At 40.2% G+C, this 18,549-nt stretch carries 11 protein-coding genes and 1 rRNA gene; 2 read left to right on the plus strand and 10 right to left on the minus strand.

All coding sequences use genetic code 11. The annotated features are described in order from the left end of the window. Nucleotides 1–192 precede the first annotated feature (192 nt). The 9 genes from MHI34_RS06100 to hutH all read right to left on the minus strand — a co-directional run bounded on the left by MHI34_RS06100 (nucleotide 193) and on the right by hutH (nucleotide 12,476). Nucleotides 193–1,744, minus strand: a 16S ribosomal RNA gene (locus MHI34_RS06100). Between the two features lie 408 nt (nucleotides 1,745–2,152). Then, nucleotides 2,153–4,006 carry an SLC13 family permease gene (locus MHI34_RS06105; RefSeq protein ID WP_058844639.1) on the minus strand — a complete coding sequence of 618 codons (1,854 nt, stop codon included), beginning with the start codon at nucleotides 4,004–4,006 and terminating at the stop codon, nucleotides 2,153–2,155. 164 nt (nucleotides 4,007–4,170) lie between these two features. Continuing rightward, nucleotides 4,171–4,785 (minus strand): nicotinate-nucleotide adenylyltransferase, encoded by a 615-nt coding sequence (gene nadD / locus MHI34_RS06110; RefSeq protein WP_101967047.1) that lies wholly within the window; start codon nucleotides 4,783–4,785, stop codon nucleotides 4,171–4,173. 5 nt (nucleotides 4,786–4,790) lie between these two features. Beyond that, nucleotides 4,791–6,251 carry a nicotinate phosphoribosyltransferase gene (locus MHI34_RS06115; protein WP_036125128.1) on the minus strand — a complete coding sequence of 487 codons (1,461 nt, stop codon included), beginning with the start codon at nucleotides 6,249–6,251 and terminating at the stop codon, nucleotides 4,791–4,793. Nucleotides 6,252–6,270: 19 nt separating this feature from the next. Then, on the minus strand, nucleotides 6,271–6,825 hold the full coding sequence (locus MHI34_RS06120) for an isochorismatase family cysteine hydrolase (RefSeq protein ID WP_036125125.1): 555 nt from the start codon (nucleotides 6,823–6,825) through the stop codon (nucleotides 6,271–6,273). A 79-nt stretch (nucleotides 6,826–6,904) separates the two neighbouring features. Then, nucleotides 6,905–7,705: an NUDIX domain-containing protein gene (locus MHI34_RS06125; RefSeq protein ID WP_058844641.1), complete on the minus strand. Its 801-nt coding sequence runs from the start codon at nucleotides 7,703–7,705 to the stop codon at nucleotides 6,905–6,907. A 150-nt stretch (nucleotides 7,706–7,855) separates the two neighbouring features. After that, a complete protein-coding gene (gene hutI, locus MHI34_RS06130) occupies nucleotides 7,856–9,133 on the minus strand; it encodes an imidazolonepropionase (protein ID WP_058844642.1) in 1,278 nt (425 codons plus the stop codon). Beyond that, nucleotides 9,130–10,800 carry a urocanate hydratase gene (gene hutU / locus MHI34_RS06135; protein ID WP_058844643.1) on the minus strand — a complete coding sequence of 557 codons (1,671 nt, stop codon included), beginning with the start codon at nucleotides 10,798–10,800 and terminating at the stop codon, nucleotides 9,130–9,132. Before hutU ends, hutI begins: the two co-directional genes overlap by 4 nt. A 161-nt stretch (nucleotides 10,801–10,961) precedes the next feature. Next, nucleotides 10,962–12,476, minus strand: a complete 1,515-nt coding sequence (hutH, locus tag MHI34_RS06140) for a histidine ammonia-lyase (protein ID WP_342504259.1) — start codon at nucleotides 12,474–12,476, stop codon at nucleotides 10,962–10,964. A 281-nt stretch (nucleotides 12,477–12,757) separates the two neighbouring features. Here hutH and MHI34_RS06145 point away from each other — a divergent pair, with 281 nt between their 5' ends. Both MHI34_RS06145 and MHI34_RS06150 read left to right on the plus strand, forming a co-directional pair. Further along, on the plus strand, nucleotides 12,758–14,212 hold the full coding sequence (locus tag MHI34_RS06145) for a helix-turn-helix domain-containing protein (protein WP_101967044.1): 1,455 nt from the start codon (nucleotides 12,758–12,760) through the stop codon (nucleotides 14,210–14,212). 309 nt (nucleotides 14,213–14,521) lie between these two features. Continuing rightward, on the plus strand, nucleotides 14,522–16,027 hold the full coding sequence (locus tag MHI34_RS06150) for a catalase (RefSeq protein ID WP_036125644.1): 1,506 nt from the start codon (nucleotides 14,522–14,524) through the stop codon (nucleotides 16,025–16,027). A 661-nt stretch (nucleotides 16,028–16,688) separates the two neighbouring features. On the opposite strand, the gene thiC is transcribed toward MHI34_RS06150, so the two are convergent. After that, the gene (thiC, locus tag MHI34_RS06155; RefSeq protein ID WP_058845297.1) at nucleotides 16,689–18,467 is read right to left on the minus strand and encodes a phosphomethylpyrimidine synthase ThiC; all 1,779 of its coding nucleotides are present in this window, start codon (nucleotides 18,465–18,467) and stop codon (nucleotides 16,689–16,691) included. Between the last annotated feature and the right edge of the window lie 82 nt (nucleotides 18,468–18,549).

The following is an 18,549-nucleotide window of genomic DNA, read 5'->3' on the forward strand; positions in this document are numbered from 1 at the left end:
AACCTCTTAATGTTATTAAGCCTATAAAAAACTTAAAAAAAATAAATGTGTTTGTTACAATTTCAATGTCGTTTTATCCAGTTTTCAAAGAACAAGTTTTGAAGCTTTTCATTCAAGAAGAATGAACCTTCAAAACTGAACGCAAAACGTAATCTTACAAACCCTAGGTTTGTATTCCGAAATAATCCTTAGAAAGGAGGTGATCCAGCCGCACCTTCCGATACGGCTACCTTGTTACGACTTCACCCCAATCATCTATCCCACCTTCGGCGGCTGGCTCCAAAAGGTTACCTCACCGACTTCGGGTGTTACAAACTCTCGTGGTGTGACGGGCGGTGTGTACAAGGCCCGGGAACGTATTCACCGCGGCATGCTGATCCGCGATTACTAGCGATTCCGGCTTCATGTAGGCGAGTTGCAGCCTACAATCCGAACTGAGAACGACTTTATCGGATTAGCTCCCTCTCGCGAGTTGGCAACCGTTTGTATCGTCCATTGTAGCACGTGTGTAGCCCAGGTCATAAGGGGCATGATGATTTGACGTCATCCCCACCTTCCTCCGGTTTGTCACCGGCAGTCACCTTAGAGTGCCCAACTAAATGATGGCAACTAAGATCAAGGGTTGCGCTCGTTGCGGGACTTAACCCAACATCTCACGACACGAGCTGACGACAACCATGCACCACCTGTCACCGTTGCCCCCGAAGGGGAAACTATATCTCTACAGTGGTCAACGGGATGTCAAGACCTGGTAAGGTTCTTCGCGTTGCTTCGAATTAAACCACATGCTCCACCGCTTGTGCGGGCCCCCGTCAATTCCTTTGAGTTTCAGTCTTGCGACCGTACTCCCCAGGCGGAGTGCTTAATGCGTTAGCTGCAGCACTAAGGGGCGGAAACCCCCTAACACTTAGCACTCATCGTTTACGGCGTGGACTACCAGGGTATCTAATCCTGTTTGCTCCCCACGCTTTCGCGCCTCAGTGTCAGTTACAGACCAGATAGTCGCCTTCGCCACTGGTGTTCCTCCAAATCTCTACGCATTTCACCGCTACACTTGGAATTCCACTATCCTCTTCTGCACTCAAGTCTCCCAGTTTCCAATGACCCTCCACGGTTGAGCCGTGGGCTTTCACATCAGACTTAAGAAACCACCTGCGCGCGCTTTACGCCCAATAATTCCGGACAACGCTTGCCACCTACGTATTACCGCGGCTGCTGGCACGTAGTTAGCCGTGGCTTTCTAATAAGGTACCGTCAAGGTACAGCCAGTTACTACTGTACTTGTTCTTCCCTTACAACAGAGTTTTACGAACCGAAATCCTTCTTCACTCACGCGGCGTTGCTCCATCAGGCTTTCGCCCATTGTGGAAGATTCCCTACTGCTGCCTCCCGTAGGAGTCTGGGCCGTGTCTCAGTCCCAGTGTGGCCGATCACCCTCTCAGGTCGGCTACGCATCGTCGCCTTGGTGAGCCGTTACCTCACCAACTAGCTAATGCGCCGCGGGCCCATCCTATAGCGACAGCCGAAACCGTCTTTCAGTGTTTCACCATGAGGTGAAACAGATTATTCGGTATTAGCCCCGGTTTCCCGGAGTTATCCCAAACTATAAGGTAGGTTGCCCACGTGTTACTCACCCGTCCGCCGCTAACGTCGAAGGAGCAAGCTCCTTCTCTGTTCGCTCGACTTGCATGTATTAGGCACGCCGCCAGCGTTCGTCCTGAGCCAGGATCAAACTCTCCATAAAAGAAATTTGAATAGCTCAAATTGTTTTGCTGGCATCATTTTGATGTCCAAAATTTTGTTTCGTTCACTAACCGAAGTTAGTTACTGAAAACTTTATTGATTACGTTTTGCTTGTTCAGTTTTCAAGGTTCATGTTTTGCTTTGTTTTAGCGTGTCACCGTGGCGACTTGTATAATACTACACTCTTATTTTTAAAAGGTCAACACTTTTCATGAAAAAAATTTAACTTTTTTCTTGGTAATGAAAAACTTCCTATATATACTCGTAAAAATAATGACAACCTAAAATTCAATTTTCACAAGTGAGTGCCATGTTATACCGCTATCTAAAAAAGAATTTTATCATACTTTTCGATAAAAAATAATAGATCTTTATATAAAATAAAAAACTCGGTATAGAAACCGAGTTTTTAAAACGGGAAAAAGAATGGGATGGCAATCATCATAACGATAAACATAACAATTTGTAATGGTACCCCTATTCTTACAAAATCCATAAATTTATAGCCCCCCGCCGTCATTACTAGCGCATTCGTAGGGGAAGCAATCGGCGTAGCAAATGCCATACTTGCCGCAACTGCTACTGCAATCATAAATGTTGTAGGACTAACTTCCATAGCAATGGCTGCACTCATTGCAATGGGCGCGAACAATACAGCAGTTGCCGTATTACTTATAAATTGACCAAATATAGCTGTTAAAATATAAACACCAATGAGCACGCCATATGGTCCAAAATCACCCAAGGCATTAATAATACCATCCGATAAAATGGTCATGCCTCCAGTTTTTTCTAACGCCGTTGCCATTGGCAACATTGCAGCCACTAGCACAATACTTTCAAAATTCATATTGCTATAGGCATCTTCCATGTTTCGTAAACAGCCTGTTAAAATCATCAACACAGCACCAATCATTACTGAGATTACAGCTGGGAAAACTTCGAATGCCATTAAAATAATCATCAACAGCATAATTAAACCGGCAATACCAGCTTTACCTGTAGCGGCTGCCACACTCGCGTGTTCTTTAGGCTGACCGACAACCACGACATCCTGGGTCTCTCTTGCTAACAAGAGAATTTCATCCCATGCTCCCTGTACTAATATGGCATCTCCAAATTTCAATTTATGAGAAACCATATCCTGAAGCTTATAACCACCTCTGCGATTAATGCCAATGATATTTAAATTATATTTTTCCCTGAATCCAAGAGAGCTAACGGTTTCATTAATAAAGCTCGAATTAGGTGTCAGCAACACCTCTGCAATACCGAGATGTTTCGATACCAATTCATCAGCTTCTCCTTCCACTAACCCTTGCATCTCAAGATGATAATCCTCAACAAAACGACGAATATCCTCTACTTCTCCTTGAACATACAGCTCGTCCTTGGCATGAATGACACTAGTTGGACCTGCCATTTCCTGATATGTCATCGGCAGTAAATTGATACCCTCCTGTGATTTACGATGAATTTTCATCATACAGAGCGTGTACTTAGCTGGCAGTTTTAGCTCTGCTAAAGATGTCTCAATAATTGGTGAGTCTTCAGGAACAGCGATTTTAAATAGACGATTATTTAAATCATATTGCTTAATAATTTTTTTTGGTGAAAGTTTATAGCCTTCATTTGTTTGTGTACGGTTTTGATCCTTTGGTAATAGAATATTACGTACAAGCACTAAATAAGTAATTCCAGCAATCATCCCAACAATACCAATAGGGGTCACTTCAAAAAAGCCCAGTTTATTATAGCCTCGATCAACCAATAACTGACTGACAATTAAATTGGTTGGTGACGCAATCAGTGTCATCAGACCAGAAAGACTTGCTACATATGAGAGTGGGAGTAGAAACTTAGACGGACTAACTTTCATACTAATCGCTATACTTACAACGATTGGCATCATTAATGCTACGGTACCAGTATTGCTCATAAAGGCACCAACAGATCCTACAATAATAAGCAGTAGCACAAATAATTTCAGCTCACTATTGCCCGACCATTTAAGTAAGAGTTGCCCTGCCATTCCTGCTAGACCTGTGCGTAATATTCCAGCGCCCACGACAAATAGCCCTGCAATCATTAAAACGACAGAGTTTGAAAAACCAGCTAATGCCTCCGTTGGCGTTAGAATATCCGCAATGACAAATGCTAGAAGTGACACAATCGCTACAAGATCTGCTCGTATTTTATTGGTCACAAATGCAAAAATTGTTGCTCCTAAAATAAGAAATGTTAATGTAAGCTGCACATCCATGAATTCCTTTCTAACATTAATCATTGTAATTATCGTCAGCAAAAAGGGTGTATTCCATTGCTATTTTTATTATAGCTTACCTAGAGCTACATATGATGAAATTCACCATCTTTTCAAAATTAAAAAAAGTGCGGCATCCAACCACACTTAAAAAAATAATTCCACTATTTTTGATAAAGATGATGCTCTTTAATATAGTCGTAACAAGCAGTAGGCAAGAGGTATCTCGGCTCTCCCCCCATCGCAAATTCCTCACGAATATAAGTAGAGCTAATTTCCATCGCTAGCCCTTTATCTATCAGATGGAATCTACCATCATCATTATTTCTTAAAATGGGAGAACGACTAATCGTTGATAGCATATCGATGCCATGTCTAGCCATTACAATAAATTTATTCTCCGCAACTAATGCGTCACCTTTTTTCCACAATCCCGCGCCGATATCCACTAATAAATCAGCGCCCATGATAAAATGCAATTCATCCTCTGGATGTTTTTCTCTAAAGTATTTCATCGTGTCATAAGTATAGATGTTCCAGCCTTCTTGGTCCATCTCATAGGAATCTGCAATAAAACGATCATCCTTAGCAATGGCCAGCTGTAGCATATTCCAACGATGAGTATCTGCTGTTTTTATCGTTTTATCTTTACGTTTGTTTGAACAAGGTAAAAAAATGACTCTATCTAATTTACAGCGGTGTGCGACTGTGCTTGCTGTCCAAAGATGAACATTGGTAATAGGATCAAAGGATGAACCATAAATACCTATTCTCGCCATTGTAACTACCTCCTATCTTGTGAAATTTTTTCTTTTATGTCCTGTATGCTTGCCATTTTATTGTCCCAACATGCTTGACTTAAATCGACAGGATACTCTTCGGGATTCATTGTTCGTTTATATTCACACCACAGTAAATGTAAATTTTCTTTCACATATGCTTGTGTTTCTTGAATTGTAGGTTCCTCATAAACTACTTTTCCGTTTTCTACGATGCTTTCATGTAAATCTTTTGCAAAAAAATTCGTTACAAATTTACTAATATACGTATGAACAGGGTGGAACATTTTCAATCTTTCTTCTTGCTCTATGTTTTCTCCCTCTAATGCAATATAGTCTCCTTCAGCATGACCATTATCCATATTAATAATACGGTAAACACGTTTACGCCCTGGTGTAGTCACTTTTTCAGGATTTGCTGAAATTTTAATGGTATCTACCATATCTCCACTTTCGTTTTCAATTGAAACTAATTTATATACCCCGCCAAGAGCTGCCTGATCATAGGCTGTAATAAGCTTCGTTCCGATTCCCCAAGCGTCAATTTGTGCACCTTGCGACTTTAAATGCATAATTGTATATTCGTCCAAATCATTCGAAGCCATAATTTTTGCTTCTGTAAATCCTGCAGCATCTAGCATTTTTCTTGCCTGTTTTGAAAGATATGCTAGATCACCACTGTCTAAACGAATACCAATAAAATTAATGTGATCTCCTAGCTCCTTTGCTACACGAATCGCATTAGGAACGCCCGAACGTAACGTATCATAGGTATCTACTAAAAATACACAATCTTTATGTGCCGCTGCATATTTTTTAAATGCAGTGTACTCATCCCGATAGGTTTGAATCATTGCATGGGCATGCGTTCCTGACACGGGGATACCGAATAATTTTCCTGCTCTTACATTACTTGTTGAAGAGAATCCACCTATATAGGCAGCACGAGTTCCCCAAATAGCTGCATCAAATTCATGTGCACGTCGAGTACCAAACTCCATCACGACATCCTCACCTGTCACTTGTTTAATGCGTGAAGCCTTTGTCGCAATCAACGTTTGATAGTTCACAATATTTAACAAAGGGGTTTCAATTAATTGGGCTTCTGCCAATGGGGCTTCAATTCGTAGGATAGGCTCATTCGCAAAGACTAGTTCTCCTTCCCTCATCGCCTTAATCGATCCAGTAAACTTAAGCTCCTGTAAATATTGAAGAAATTCCTCTGGATATTTTCCTTCTTCTCGTAAATATTGAATATCACTTTGAGAGAAACCGAAGTTATTAATAAACTCGATAGCTTTTTTTAAGCCTGCAAATACCGCATACCCATTGCCAAATGGAAGGTTTCTAAAATATAGCTCAAAAACAGCTTTGCGTTGATGAGCCCCATCTTGCCAGTAAGTTTGAACCATATTAATTTGATATAGATCTGTGTGTAACATAAAACTATCGTCAGCATATTTCATGTTTTTCCCTCCATTCATGTCAAATCACAGTGGCGCCAAGTGTATGCTCGAAATGTCCTAACGCCCACTCATGGCCTGTTTGATTAAAGGAGGCGACAGCATTCTTATGAACGACGACTTCGAACCCTTTATTATAAGCATCGACTGCTGTATGAAGAACACAGATATCTGTACAAACGCCGATTAAGTGAAGCTCAGTAATGCCTCTTTCACGTAGTTTCAGCTCTAAATCTGTCCCTGCAAAAGCTGAGTAGCGCGTTTTATCAATGTAATAGACATGATCCTGCTCTTTATGTGCTTCGTACAACGGTTTTAAAGCGCCAAATAAATCTCTGCCTTTTGTATTTCGAATATTATGTGGTGGAAATAGCTTTGTTTCTGGATGATAAACATCTCCTCGTTCATGAACATCGATGGCAAACACCGTAAACTCACCATTCAATATAAATTCCTTCGTTAAGCCTACATTTGCTTGCTCAAGCAGCTGGCCAGGCTCTCCACAAGTTAAGGCTCCATCAGATGCAACAAAATCAACTGTATAATCAATATTAATTAATGCTCGCTTTTTCATCATCTCATCACTCCGTTTTTAATTAGTAATAGCTAAATTACAAATTACTACATTTAAAACAATCAGGAAAGACGGATCTTTCCTAATGATAAATGGACTCCACCATTTCAAAATTATTAAATCTATATAGTTGCGAAGGTCTGAATGAATTTCGTTTGGTTTTCTTCGGTTTGCCTTCCTCATCTAATATTTTTTCGATAAAAGGTAATTTGGGTGCTTTTGTAAAGAACACCGAATCATTAGAAATTCGAGGATCTTCCCCAACTGTTAAAAGTACTCGCTGTAATTCTGACAAAGTGAATGCTTGTGGTAAAAAATTTTTAGCAACGGTTGTTTGAATCATATCTCTTTTAATAAAATTCAACGCATCTGTAATAATTTTTCTATGATCGAAGGCTAGTTGAAGTGTAAATACACTTTCTATATCAAACAGTTCTACCTCAGCCGCATCATCATTTGCTTGACGTTGTTCAATATATGTCTCAGGAACAATTGCGTAAAATGCATTTGAGATCATCCAACCACGAGGATCTCGATCGATTTGATCATAAACACCAAAGTGTTGAACATGCAAACCTTCAACATTGGTTTCTTCTTTTAATTCTCGTTTAGCTGCGATATAGGCTGTTTCTTTTTGATCGGCATCTACAAATCCTCCTGGGAGTGCCCATTTCCCTCCTTCAATATTCGGATTTCCATCAGCATCCTTAGCCGCACGCTTAATTAGCATAATCTTAAGCGTCATGTTGGGCGGCGCCTTTTCTTCTGTTTTCTCTGACGTAATTGTAAAAATGGCAATATCTGCGGTATATCCATCAGGTGTTTGATATTTTGAAGAATCATAATGCTCAAGCACTTCTTCCTCAGTACGGAATTTTGTCATTGTATAACCCCTTTAATTGATTACAAGGTTAAGTAATTTGTAATTCAATAATTACTATTTAATTGTATTATAATCTTCCTTCAAGGTAATTGCAACTCAATTTTAAAAAAGCATAAATAAAGCTTCCTCAGCCTTATTTATGCCCATTTTTTATCGATTATTCAACAGAATGCCGTTTTGTACAACAACTTGCCCATTTTTGATAACTGTATGTGTATGGTTCATACCATAGAAATATTGTAACTGCTTATAGTTGGCAACATCTAAAATAAGTACATCCGCTTTTTTATTCGCTTCCAAGGAACCTATTTGTTTGCCTCGATTTAATGCATAAGCTGCATTAATCGTTGTCGCAGTTAACACTTCCTCCAATGTCATTCCCATATGCATACAGGCTAAATTCATAATAAATGGTAAACTCATTGTCGGTGATGATCCCGGGTTAAAATCTGTTGATATTGCTACAGGCACCCCTTCATCAATCATTAGACGTCCTCTTGCATATGGTGCACGTAAAAAGAATGCAGTTCCTGGCAGTAATACAGCAATTGTGCCCGCTTCAGCCATTTTTAGAATTCCTTTATCAGAAGCAACCAGCAAATGCTCTGCCGAAATAGCTCCCACCTCGGCAGCAAGCTCCGCTCCTTGATAAGGCTCGATTTCATCAGCATGTATTTTCGGTGTTAAGCCAAGAGCTTTGCCAGCCTCTAAAATGCGCTGAGATTGCTCTGGTGTAAAGACACCCTTTTCACAAAATACATCATTAAATTCTGCCAGTTTTAGCTCTGCCACCTTGGGCAACATGTCATGGATTACAACATCAACAAATTCATCCTCACGTTCCTTATAGTCGCGTGGTACTGCATGCGCACCCATAAACGTACTAACAATATCAACGTCATGTGTAGCTTGTAATTGTTTCGCTACCTCTAGCTGCTTCTTTTCCGTATCCCAATCCAATCCATAACCTGATTTTGCTTCAACAGTTGTCACACCATGCTTTAAAAATACATCTAAATGCTGCATCGTCTTTTCATATAATTCTTCAAAGCTGGTTTCTCGTGTACGCTTTGTTGTAGCATGAATACCGCCACCTGCGTTCATAATTTCCATATAGGTAGAACCATTAAGTCTCATATTAAATTCTTGTTCACGTGTTCCACCATGCACTAAATGGGTATGACAATCCACTAAACCTGGCATCACAATCTTACCAGTAGCATCAATAATGTCTGCTTTCCTTACTAAATCAGGGAAATCTACTTCCAGTTGTTCAAAAGCTCCAACAGCTACAATACGATCTTCTTCAATTAGTACACAGCCATTTTCTACTACCGCAATTTCCTGCATTTGTTCTTTCGTACGCGGTCCTTGTGCATTACTTCTCAAAGTAATTACTTCATTGGCATTTCTAATTAGAATGGTCACTTCACATCACCCTTTAACATTGGTATATGGACACCTTTGTTTTTTGCCGTATTAATCGCAATCTCATAGCCTGCATCAGCATGACGGGCAACACCCATGCCAGGGTCCGAAATCAATACTCGTGCGATTTTTTCAGCAGCAAGCGCCGATCCATCCGCAACTAGTACTTGACCTGCATGCTGTGAATATCCCATTCCTACACCACCGCCATGATGCACACTCACCCAGCTCGCACCACTAGCAGTATTTACAAGCGCATTTAAAATTGGCCAATCCGATACTGCATCCGAACCATCCATCATCCCTTCTGTTTCACGATTTGGTGATGCGACTGAACCTGAATCTAAATGATCACGCCCAAAGACAATCGGTGCTGACAATTCACCATTCGCAACCATTTCGTTTACCTTTAATGCAAAGCGATGACGATCACCATAGCCTAACCAGCAAATACGAGCTGGTAACCCCTGCCATTTAACCATTTTTTGCGCCATATCAATCCAATTGACTAGACCTTCGTCTTCAGCGAACATCTCTTTCGCAAGTGCATCTGTTTTATAAATATCCTCAGGGTTTCCTGAAAGAGCCGCCCAACGGAATGGTCCCTTTCCTTCACAGAATAGTGGACGAATATAGGCTGGTACAAAGCCCGGGAAATCGAAGGCATTCGTTACACCCATCTCTTTGGCATAGGCACGAATATTATTTCCATAATCAAATACTTCTGCACCTGCATCTTGAAACGCTAGCATTGTACGAACATGCTCTGCCATTGTTTCTTTCGCTTTGTGCTCATACGTTTTAACGTCCGATTTCCGAAGTGCTAATGCTTCTTCAAATGTCATGCCATTTGGTACATAGCCATTAATCGGGTCATGTGCAGATGTTTGATCCGTCACAAAATCCGGAATAATCCCTCGATTTAACAGCTCACGATTGACATCTGCACAATTCCCTACAAGACCAATAGAAGCTGGCTCTTTCTGATTACGTAATTTATCGACTAATGCAATGGCTTCATCCACAGTCTCCACGATGTAATCACAGTATCCTTCTTTTATTTTACGTTCAATGCGGGCACGATCCACTTCAACGACTAAGATTACAGCGCCTGCCATTTTCCCAGCTAACGGCTGTGCACCACTCATACCGCCCATACCACCTGTTAGGATGAATTTACCACGTAAATCCGCAGTGCCAAATACCTTCTTCCCTGCTTCTACGAATGATAAATAAGTTCCCTGTAAAATGCCCTGAGCACCAATATAAATCCAGCTACCCGCAGTCATTTGCCCATACATCATTAAATCTCTGTCCTCTAATTCATAGAAATGATCCCAATTTGCCCATGCAGGTACTAGGTTTGAATTGGCAATTAATACACGGGGAGAATGCTCATGCGTACGGAATACAGCTACTGGCTTCCCTGATTGAATCAGCAGTGTTTCATCATTCTCTAATTCTTTTAAAGAAGCAATAATTTGTTCATAGCTTTCCCAGTTACGAGCAGCCTTTCCAATACCACCGTACACAATCAGCTCATCTGGGTTCTCAGCCACCTCTGGGTCTAGATTGTTCATTAACATACGCATTGCCGCTTCCTGTGTCCATCCCTTACATGTTAGTTCACTTCCACGTGGTGCACGAATATCTGTTTTGAATACCATAAAAACACGCTCCTTTTCATAAAAATACTATTAGTTTGAAAGTGTAGACACTAAAATAAAGACTGAATATTCAGACTCAAAAGCATATAATTATATCCAAAGCAGAGGTGACTCGGATTAACGAGTCTTGCCTCAGCCTTTGCTATTTCATTCAACCCTATTTACACATACTCATTTACTAGATCATTACTTGCTAGTAAGTATTTCGCCAATGCTTCAATTTCGTCACCAATTGGTTGATCCGCTAATAAAGGTGGACAGAATTCACGCACTTTCTCTAAGAATTTATGTGTTGTTGGAGATAATTGCTCTTCCGCCTTATCTAAATGGATTGCCTGAGAAGCACAAATTAATTCTATTGCGATAACGCGAGCCGCATTGTGAACAATCTGACGTACTTGACGGGCCGATGTTGTTCCCATACTTACATGGTCCTCTTGGTTACCTGATGTAGGAATAGAATCCACACTAGAAGGATGAGCTAATACTTTATTTTCTGAGACAATAGAAGCTGCTGTATATTGTGCAATCATTAGTCCACATTCAATCCCAGGGTTTGTTGCCAAGAACGGCGGCAATCCTTCGTTAAGATGTGGATTTACCATACGTTCTGTACGACGTTCTGAAATATTAGCCCATTCACTTACACCAATCTTCAAAAAGTCCATTGCCAAGGCAATTGGCTGACCATGGAAATGACCACCCGATAGTACCTCACCACTTTCTAAAACAATCGGATTATCTGTAGTCGCGTTCATTTCAGTTTGAACACGATTCTCCGCGTAGAAAAAGGACTGCCAAGAAGCACCGTGTACTTGCGGAATACAGCGTAGCGAGTAAGCATCCTGCATGCGAATTTCGCCTTGCTTTGTGACACGTTTACTACCATCAAGCCACTTACGAATACGTCCCCCCACCAGTTCTAATTCTGGATGTGGCCTTACTGCTAATAGCGCTGGATCAAATGCTGACGTAATGCCCTTTAAAGCTTCTAGCGTCAAGCTTGCCGCCATATCCGCCGCAAGTCCAATTCGTTCAGCTTCATTGACTGTTAATACACCAATTCCTGTCATAGCTTGCGTACCATTAACAAGTGCCAGCCCCTCTTTAGCTTGAAGTCGAACTGGTGTTAACTCCGCTCGTTGTAGCGCCTCGCTTCCACTCATAACTTCTCCGTTAAACTCCGCCTTACCTTCTCCCACTAGCACTAATGCCAAATGCGATAATGGCGCTAAATCGCCGCTTGCTCCCACCGAACCTTGTGACGGAACAATCGGATGCACCCCTTTATTAATAAACTCCAATAACAGCTGTACGGTTTCCTCACGAATGCCAGAAAATCCTCTAGCTAAAGCATTGGCACGTAACACCATCATTGCACGTACAACATCAGTAGGGAACGGTTCACCAACACCCGTTGCATCAGATCTTAATAAATTCAGCTGCAATAGCTCAATATCCTCTTGCTCAATTTTTATATTGCTGAGTTGCCCAAAGCCTGTATTCACTCCATAAATCGTTTGTCCTTCAGCTAAACGTTTCTCGATACGCTCTCTACTTAAACGAATACGTTGTAAACTATCGACAGAAAGTGCAACTGTTGCTTGCCCCTTAACGATTTCCTCAATTTGTTGTCTTGTTAATGTATTGCCATCAAGCTCGATGATCGATTTCACATGACATCCTCCTATTCCCTATCTAACTATGTAAATAAAAACTCCTCATTTATTGGTCGTAATATTAAAAACTTCAGCATTAAATTCCATTTAAGCGTTTTCATTGTACAAGTGGTTTCTGCTGATGATTTATTACTCTATTTACATTGTACTCACTACTTTTTTCAGAATATAGAGAATTTTAAAAGAGAAAAGAAGATTTTTTTCAGATTCCTATGTTATTTTTAATAATATAATCGTATTTTTATATGAAACTGGAATATTTTATAGGAGTTGATGTAATGAAGCTATTATTAATTGATCGTGATCCTACCGACTTGGCAGGCATAAAGTGGTTTTTACATACCTATTTCCCTGGAGACGTCTTCATTGAAATGTGCACAAGTATTTCAGAGGTGCCCCAAAGAATTCGATTATTTGAACCGGACGCCATTCTGTTAAATATCGATCTATTTCCTAATAATCGCTTAACGGCTCTTTATCGGGATTTACAAAAGCTATCTGGTGCCATTCTTGCAATGACGACAGAACCTTTATTTAAAAATGCATTGAAGGCAATAGATTTACAAGTGGCCCATCTCTTTGTAAAACCCATTGATTTAGAATTATTAAAACAAAAGCTCACAACCATTTCTCTTCGCACACCACAGGTCACGGAATATGCACAGGAGACTACAAATGATTCCTTTTATTATCAATTATTTTTAGATAACAAATCTAGTTCAATTGAGACGACCATACATTTCACAATGATGGAGCCAGAACATATCGAAACTTTTAATAAGCTTTACAATTGGCTACAACAAACACCTATCCACTTCCATATGAAAACCTACCCTCTATCCAATACAATTGTATGCCTTTTTCAAACAAGTGACATAAAGATGGTAGAAAAGGATGTCCGTGCACTTATGATGGAATGGCGGTTAATTAGTAATAGTTCTTTAAATATTGGCATTTATGATGGGCCACCGACAACCATCAAAAACATGTATACATTAACAAAGCGCGCACTACATCAAAGCTTTTACGAAGGCTTTGGTCATATTTTTTATGCAAGCAAACAAATTGAAACACAGCCCTTTGATCCCTTATTAACACCAGAAGAGCAACAATTGTTAATCAGTAGTTTGGAAGACGGAAACCTTGAAGCCGTTAAAACATTTTTATACCAGCTATCTAATGAGGGAATATATTATGAGCAAGATGATCTACGTATTCATTTAACAAGTGTTCTAGCACAAATTCGACGCTTTATGTTGAAATATAAATTACACGAAAAAGCAGTTATCGAGCAAAGCTATCGTCAGCTATTTCACTTAATCATTGAACATCCTATATTTTATACAATTCTCAATGGCATTATTTCTTTCACACAAACATTAATTGAATTAGCGCGGGAAGCTCGAATGGAGAAACGAGCCGATTATGTTGAACTAGCTTTAGAAATAATTGATCAACAATTTAATGATAGCTCCTTGTCCCTGCCCTTCGTCGCCCATAAGCTCGGAATCAGCCCAAATTATTTGAGTACCATTTTCTCAAAGAAGCAAGGCTTACCATTTAAACGCTATTTACAGCAAATAAGAATTCATCATGCTACTAACATGCTGCTAGAAACGGATTTTTCCATTAGTGAAATTGCCCATTTAAACGGTTTTGATGATCCTAATTATTTCATTAAAATATTTAAACAACAAATCGGCATAACGCCTAATCGATATCGAAAAAACTAAAAGATAATTGATTGAAATAATTTTCAATTAGTCCATTTTATTTTCAATAAAGGTTTTTACAATGTAGTCATTATCTTAAAATTCATGTCATTTTCATACCTAATATTTTTTAAAAGGAGATTAGAAAAGTGAAATTTCTGGTGAAAACTATGTATAAAACGCCTTTCCTTCGCATATATTTATAGTTTATCTTTAAATATAAAAATTCTTTAACGATAATAATTATAATGTACTAGCAATTCTATTTTATATTTGTTATAGTTATAGATGAAGAGTTTGACTTATATTTTTTTCAGGAGGTAAACTAATATGACAAACGCAAATGATCGTAGCCGTCGTTTTACAACAGCAGGTGGCGCTCCAGTAGTAAGTAACCATGACTCTATGTCAGCAGGTCCACGTGGTCCTCTTTTACTTCAAGATGTATGGTTAGTTGAAAAATTAGCAAATTTTAACCGTGAAGTAATTCCTGAACGTCGTATGCACGCTAAAGGCTCAGGTGCATTTGGTACTTTTACTGTAACGCATGATATTACTCAATATACAAAAGCGAAAATTTTCTCAGAGATTGGCAAGAAAACAGAAATGTTCGCACGTTTCTCAACAGTTGCTGGTGAGCGTGGTGCTGCAGATGCTGAGCGCGATATTCGTGGCTTTGCCCTTAAATTCTATACAGAAGAAGGAAACTGGGATCTAGTAGGGAACAATACACCTGTATTCTTCTTCCGCGACCCATTACACTTTACAGATTTAAACCATGTCGTTAAACGTGATCCACGTACAAATATGAAAAACGCTAACTCCAACTGGGATTTCTGGACTCTATTACCTGAAGCACTTCACCAAGTGACAATTGTAATGTCTGACCGTGGTATTCCAGCTGGTTACCGCAATATGCATGGATTTGGTTCTCATACGTATAGCTTTATCAATGCTGAAAATGAGCGTGTATGGGTTAAATTCCATTTCCGTACAGAGCAAGGTATTAAAAACTTAACAGGTGCTGAAGCTACTGAAGTTATCGGTCAAGATCGTGAATCTTCACAACGTGATCTATATGAAGCTATTGAAAAAGGCGATTTCCCTAAATGGAAAATGTATATTCAGGTTATGACAGAGGAGCAAGCTCGTGAGCTTCCATACAACCCATTTGACTTAACAAAAGTATGGTATAAAAAAGACTTCCCATTAATTCCTGTCGGTGAGTTCGAGTTAAATAAAAATCCGGACAACTACTTTGCAGAAGTTGAACAAGCTGCATTCGCACCATCTAACATTATTCCTGGTATTAGCTTCTCACCAGATAAAATGTTACAAGGTCGTATCTTTGCATACGCAGATGCACAACGCTATCGCCTAGGTGTAAACCACTATATGCTGCCAGTTAACGCACCGAAATGTCCATTCCGTACCTTCCATCGTGATGGTGCAATGCGCTTTGACGGCAACCTCGGTTCTACATTAGGCTATGAACCAAATAGCTATGGTGAATGGGAGCATAACCTAGACCATAAAGAGCCTGAATTACGCATTGATGGTCATGCAGGTATTCACGACTTCCGTGAAGATGATAACAATTACTTTGAGCAACCAGGTAAACTGTTCCGTTTAATGACTACAGAAGAGCAACAACGTCTATTTGAAAATACAGCGAATGATATGGCTTCTGTTGAAGAATTCATCAAACGCCGTCACATCCTTCACTGCTATTTAGCTGACCCAGCATATGGTGAGGGTGTCGCAAAAGCGATGGGTCTTTCGTTAGAAGGTATGGACCTTACAAACCCATATGTAAAACAACCAACTAACGTTTAATAGTCCACTTATTATTGATATCCAAATTCAACTTTTACTCCATGTGAATCTGTCATTCACATGGAGCTTTTTTATGATTAGAAAAGGCTTATGTCTATACTTTGACATAAGCCTTCCTTAGTGTTGAAAAACAAAACAGTCAATTGAAAGGGAGAAATGGATTTCCGTTGCAGGCTACTTGCTTTCCTGTGGGCGAGCGCCGAGCCGCTTCCTCCGCTACCGCTCCGTGCAGGGGCTCGCCTGTCTCGCTATCCCACGGGAGTCAAGTAGTCTTCCACTCCAACCCACATAAATGGTACCTTTTTAGCAAAGGTTTTCAAATAAAGTGAAGGTTTTTGCTACTTATTTTATGGAGGATGATTGTCATTCATCACTTCTCCATATTGAAAATAAGAGCCTATCCCCCTCTAAGAATACAGATAATGGGCTATTTGATCGCTATACTACTATGAAAAAAAGTAAAGACACTTTGCAGAATGGTTGATTGGAGTGGAGCGAGCGTAAGTGAGTGAAGTGGCTCATCGGACGCCCCCTGGAAAGGGCGCTGGCGGAACGGAAATCAACCTCTCACCTTGCAAATTTGCTTTTTCTGCCGTTGACATCATCTTTTTTCAACAACATGAAAGGCTTATGTCTATACTTTGACATAAGCCTTCCTTCATTATTGATAAATCTGACTCCCCGCTTTTTTAAACTCCTCTGCCTTTTCCTGCATACCTTGATGAATAGCTTCAGTCGTATTTAAATCTTTTTCTTTAGCATAATTACGAATATCCTGTGAGATTCTCATACTACAGAATTTAGGGCCACACATTGAGCAAAAGTGCGCTGTTTTTGCCCCCTCTGCTGGAAGCGTTTCGTCATGATATTCAACCGCACGTTCTGGATCTAATGATAGATTGAATTGATCACGCCAGCGGAATTCAAAGCGTGCTTTTGACAATGCATCATCCCGTTGTTGTGCACCTGGATGTCCTTTCGCTAAATCAGCTGCATGGGCAGCAATCTTATAAGTAATAACTCCTACTCGAACATCCTCACGATTAGGTAAGCCAAGATGCTCCTTCGGTGTCACATAGCAGAGCATCGCTGTACCAAACCAGCCAATCATCGCTGCACCAATAGCTGAGGTAATATGGTCATATCCTGGCGCAATATCTGTTGTTAATGGGCCCAATGTATAGAAAGGCGCTTCCTTACAAACTTCTAATTGCTTGTCCATATTCTCCTTTATCAAATGCATCGGTACATGACCTGGCCCCTCTACCATCACCTGAACATCATGCTTCCAAGCGATTTGTGTTAATTCACCAAGCGTTTCAAGCTCTGCAAATTGGGCCTCATCATTGGCATCTGCAATGGAACCTGGGCGTAAGCCATCTCCTAAAGAAAAAGCAACATCATATGTCTTCATAATTTCACAGATTTCCTCAAAATGTGTATAAAGGAAATTCTCTTGATGATGAAATAAACACCACTGTGCCATAATTGAACCACCACGTGACACAATGCCTGTTACACGATTTGCTGTAAGAGGTACATAGCGTAAAAGAACACCCGCATGTATCGTGAAATAATCAACCCCCTGCTCTGCTTGCTCAATGAGCGTATCACGATAAACTTCCCACGTTAAATCCTCGGCTATGCCATTTACTTTTTCTAAAGCCTGATAAATGGGCACCGTTCCCACTGGCACTGCAGCATTTCGAATAATCCATTCTCTCGTTGTATGAATATGTTTACCAGTCGAGAGATCCATAATATTATCGGCACCCCAGCGTGTAGCCCATGTCATTTTCTCAACTTCTTCTGCTATTGACGACGACACCGCGGAATTTCCAATGTTTGCATTGATTTTCACATGGAAGTTACGACCAATAATCATCGGCTCTGCCTCAGGGTGATTAATATTAGAAGGCATAATAGCCCGACCTGCTGCAATTTCTGAACGAACAAATTCAGGATCCATGTTTTCACGTATCGCCACAAACTCCATTTCCGGCGTTATCATTCCATTTCGTGCATAGTGAAGCTGTGTTACATTTTTACCCCTTTTTGCACGTAAAGGCTTCCGCTCCAATTCAGGGAAAACATTTTCTTGAATGCGCGGATCATCAACACGACGAAAACCGTTATCCTCAGGTTTAATCGTACGCCCCTCATATTCCTCAACATCTCCTCTTTCTTCTATCCATGCACGTCGCAAAGTAGGCAGACCCTTTGTAATATCAATGTGATAATTCGGATCTGTGTATGGACCACTCGTATCATATACTCGAATAGGGGCATTTTTTTCATCCCCAAAGCTACCAGTCGTTGGGCTTAATGCGATTTCACGCATAGGTACTAAAATATCTGGACGTGATCCTTCCACATACACTTTTTTGCTTCCTTCAAAGCTAGACATAATCGTAATGTTCTTTTCACTAACTACTGACATGAGCTACTTCTCTCCCTTAAATGTAATTTGATACAAGGACCGAAAATCTAGCTCACTCCAACAAATAAAGAAAGGCCGAATC

Origin of the sequence: Lysinibacillus sp. FSL L8-0126, from assembly GCF_038630385.1 — a bacterium.
Lineage (GTDB): Bacteria > Bacillota > Bacilli > Bacillales_A > Planococcaceae > Lysinibacillus > Lysinibacillus fusiformis_D.

Bases quoted from the DNA above. Each gene is read 5' to 3' on its own strand.
- MHI34_RS06105 (WP_058844639.1), bottom strand. From the start codon at position 4,006: ATGGATGTGCAGCTTACATTAACATTTCTTATTTTAGGAGCAACAATT.
- nadD (WP_101967047.1), bottom strand. From the start codon at position 4,785: ATGGCGAGAATAGGTATTTATGGTTCATCCTTTGATCCTATTACCAAT.
- MHI34_RS06115 (WP_036125128.1), bottom strand. From the start codon at position 6,251: ATGAAATATGCTGACGATAGTTTTATGTTACACACAGATCTATATCAA.
- MHI34_RS06120 (WP_036125125.1), bottom strand. From the start codon at position 6,825: ATGATGAAAAAGCGAGCATTAATTAATATTGATTATACAGTTGATTTT.
- MHI34_RS06125 (WP_058844641.1), bottom strand. From the start codon at position 7,705: ATGACAAAATTCCGTACTGAGGAAGAAGTGCTTGAGCATTATGATTCT.
- hutU (WP_058844643.1), bottom strand. From the start codon at position 10,800: ATGGTATTCAAAACAGATATTCGTGCACCACGTGGAAGTGAACTAACA.
- MHI34_RS06145 (WP_101967044.1), top strand. From the start codon at position 12,758: ATGAAGCTATTATTAATTGATCGTGATCCTACCGACTTGGCAGGCATA.
- MHI34_RS06150 (WP_036125644.1), top strand. From the start codon at position 14,522: ATGACAAACGCAAATGATCGTAGCCGTCGTTTTACAACAGCAGGTGGC.
- thiC (WP_058845297.1), bottom strand. From the start codon at position 18,467: ATGTCAGTAGTTAGTGAAAAGAACATTACGATTATGTCTAGCTTTGAA.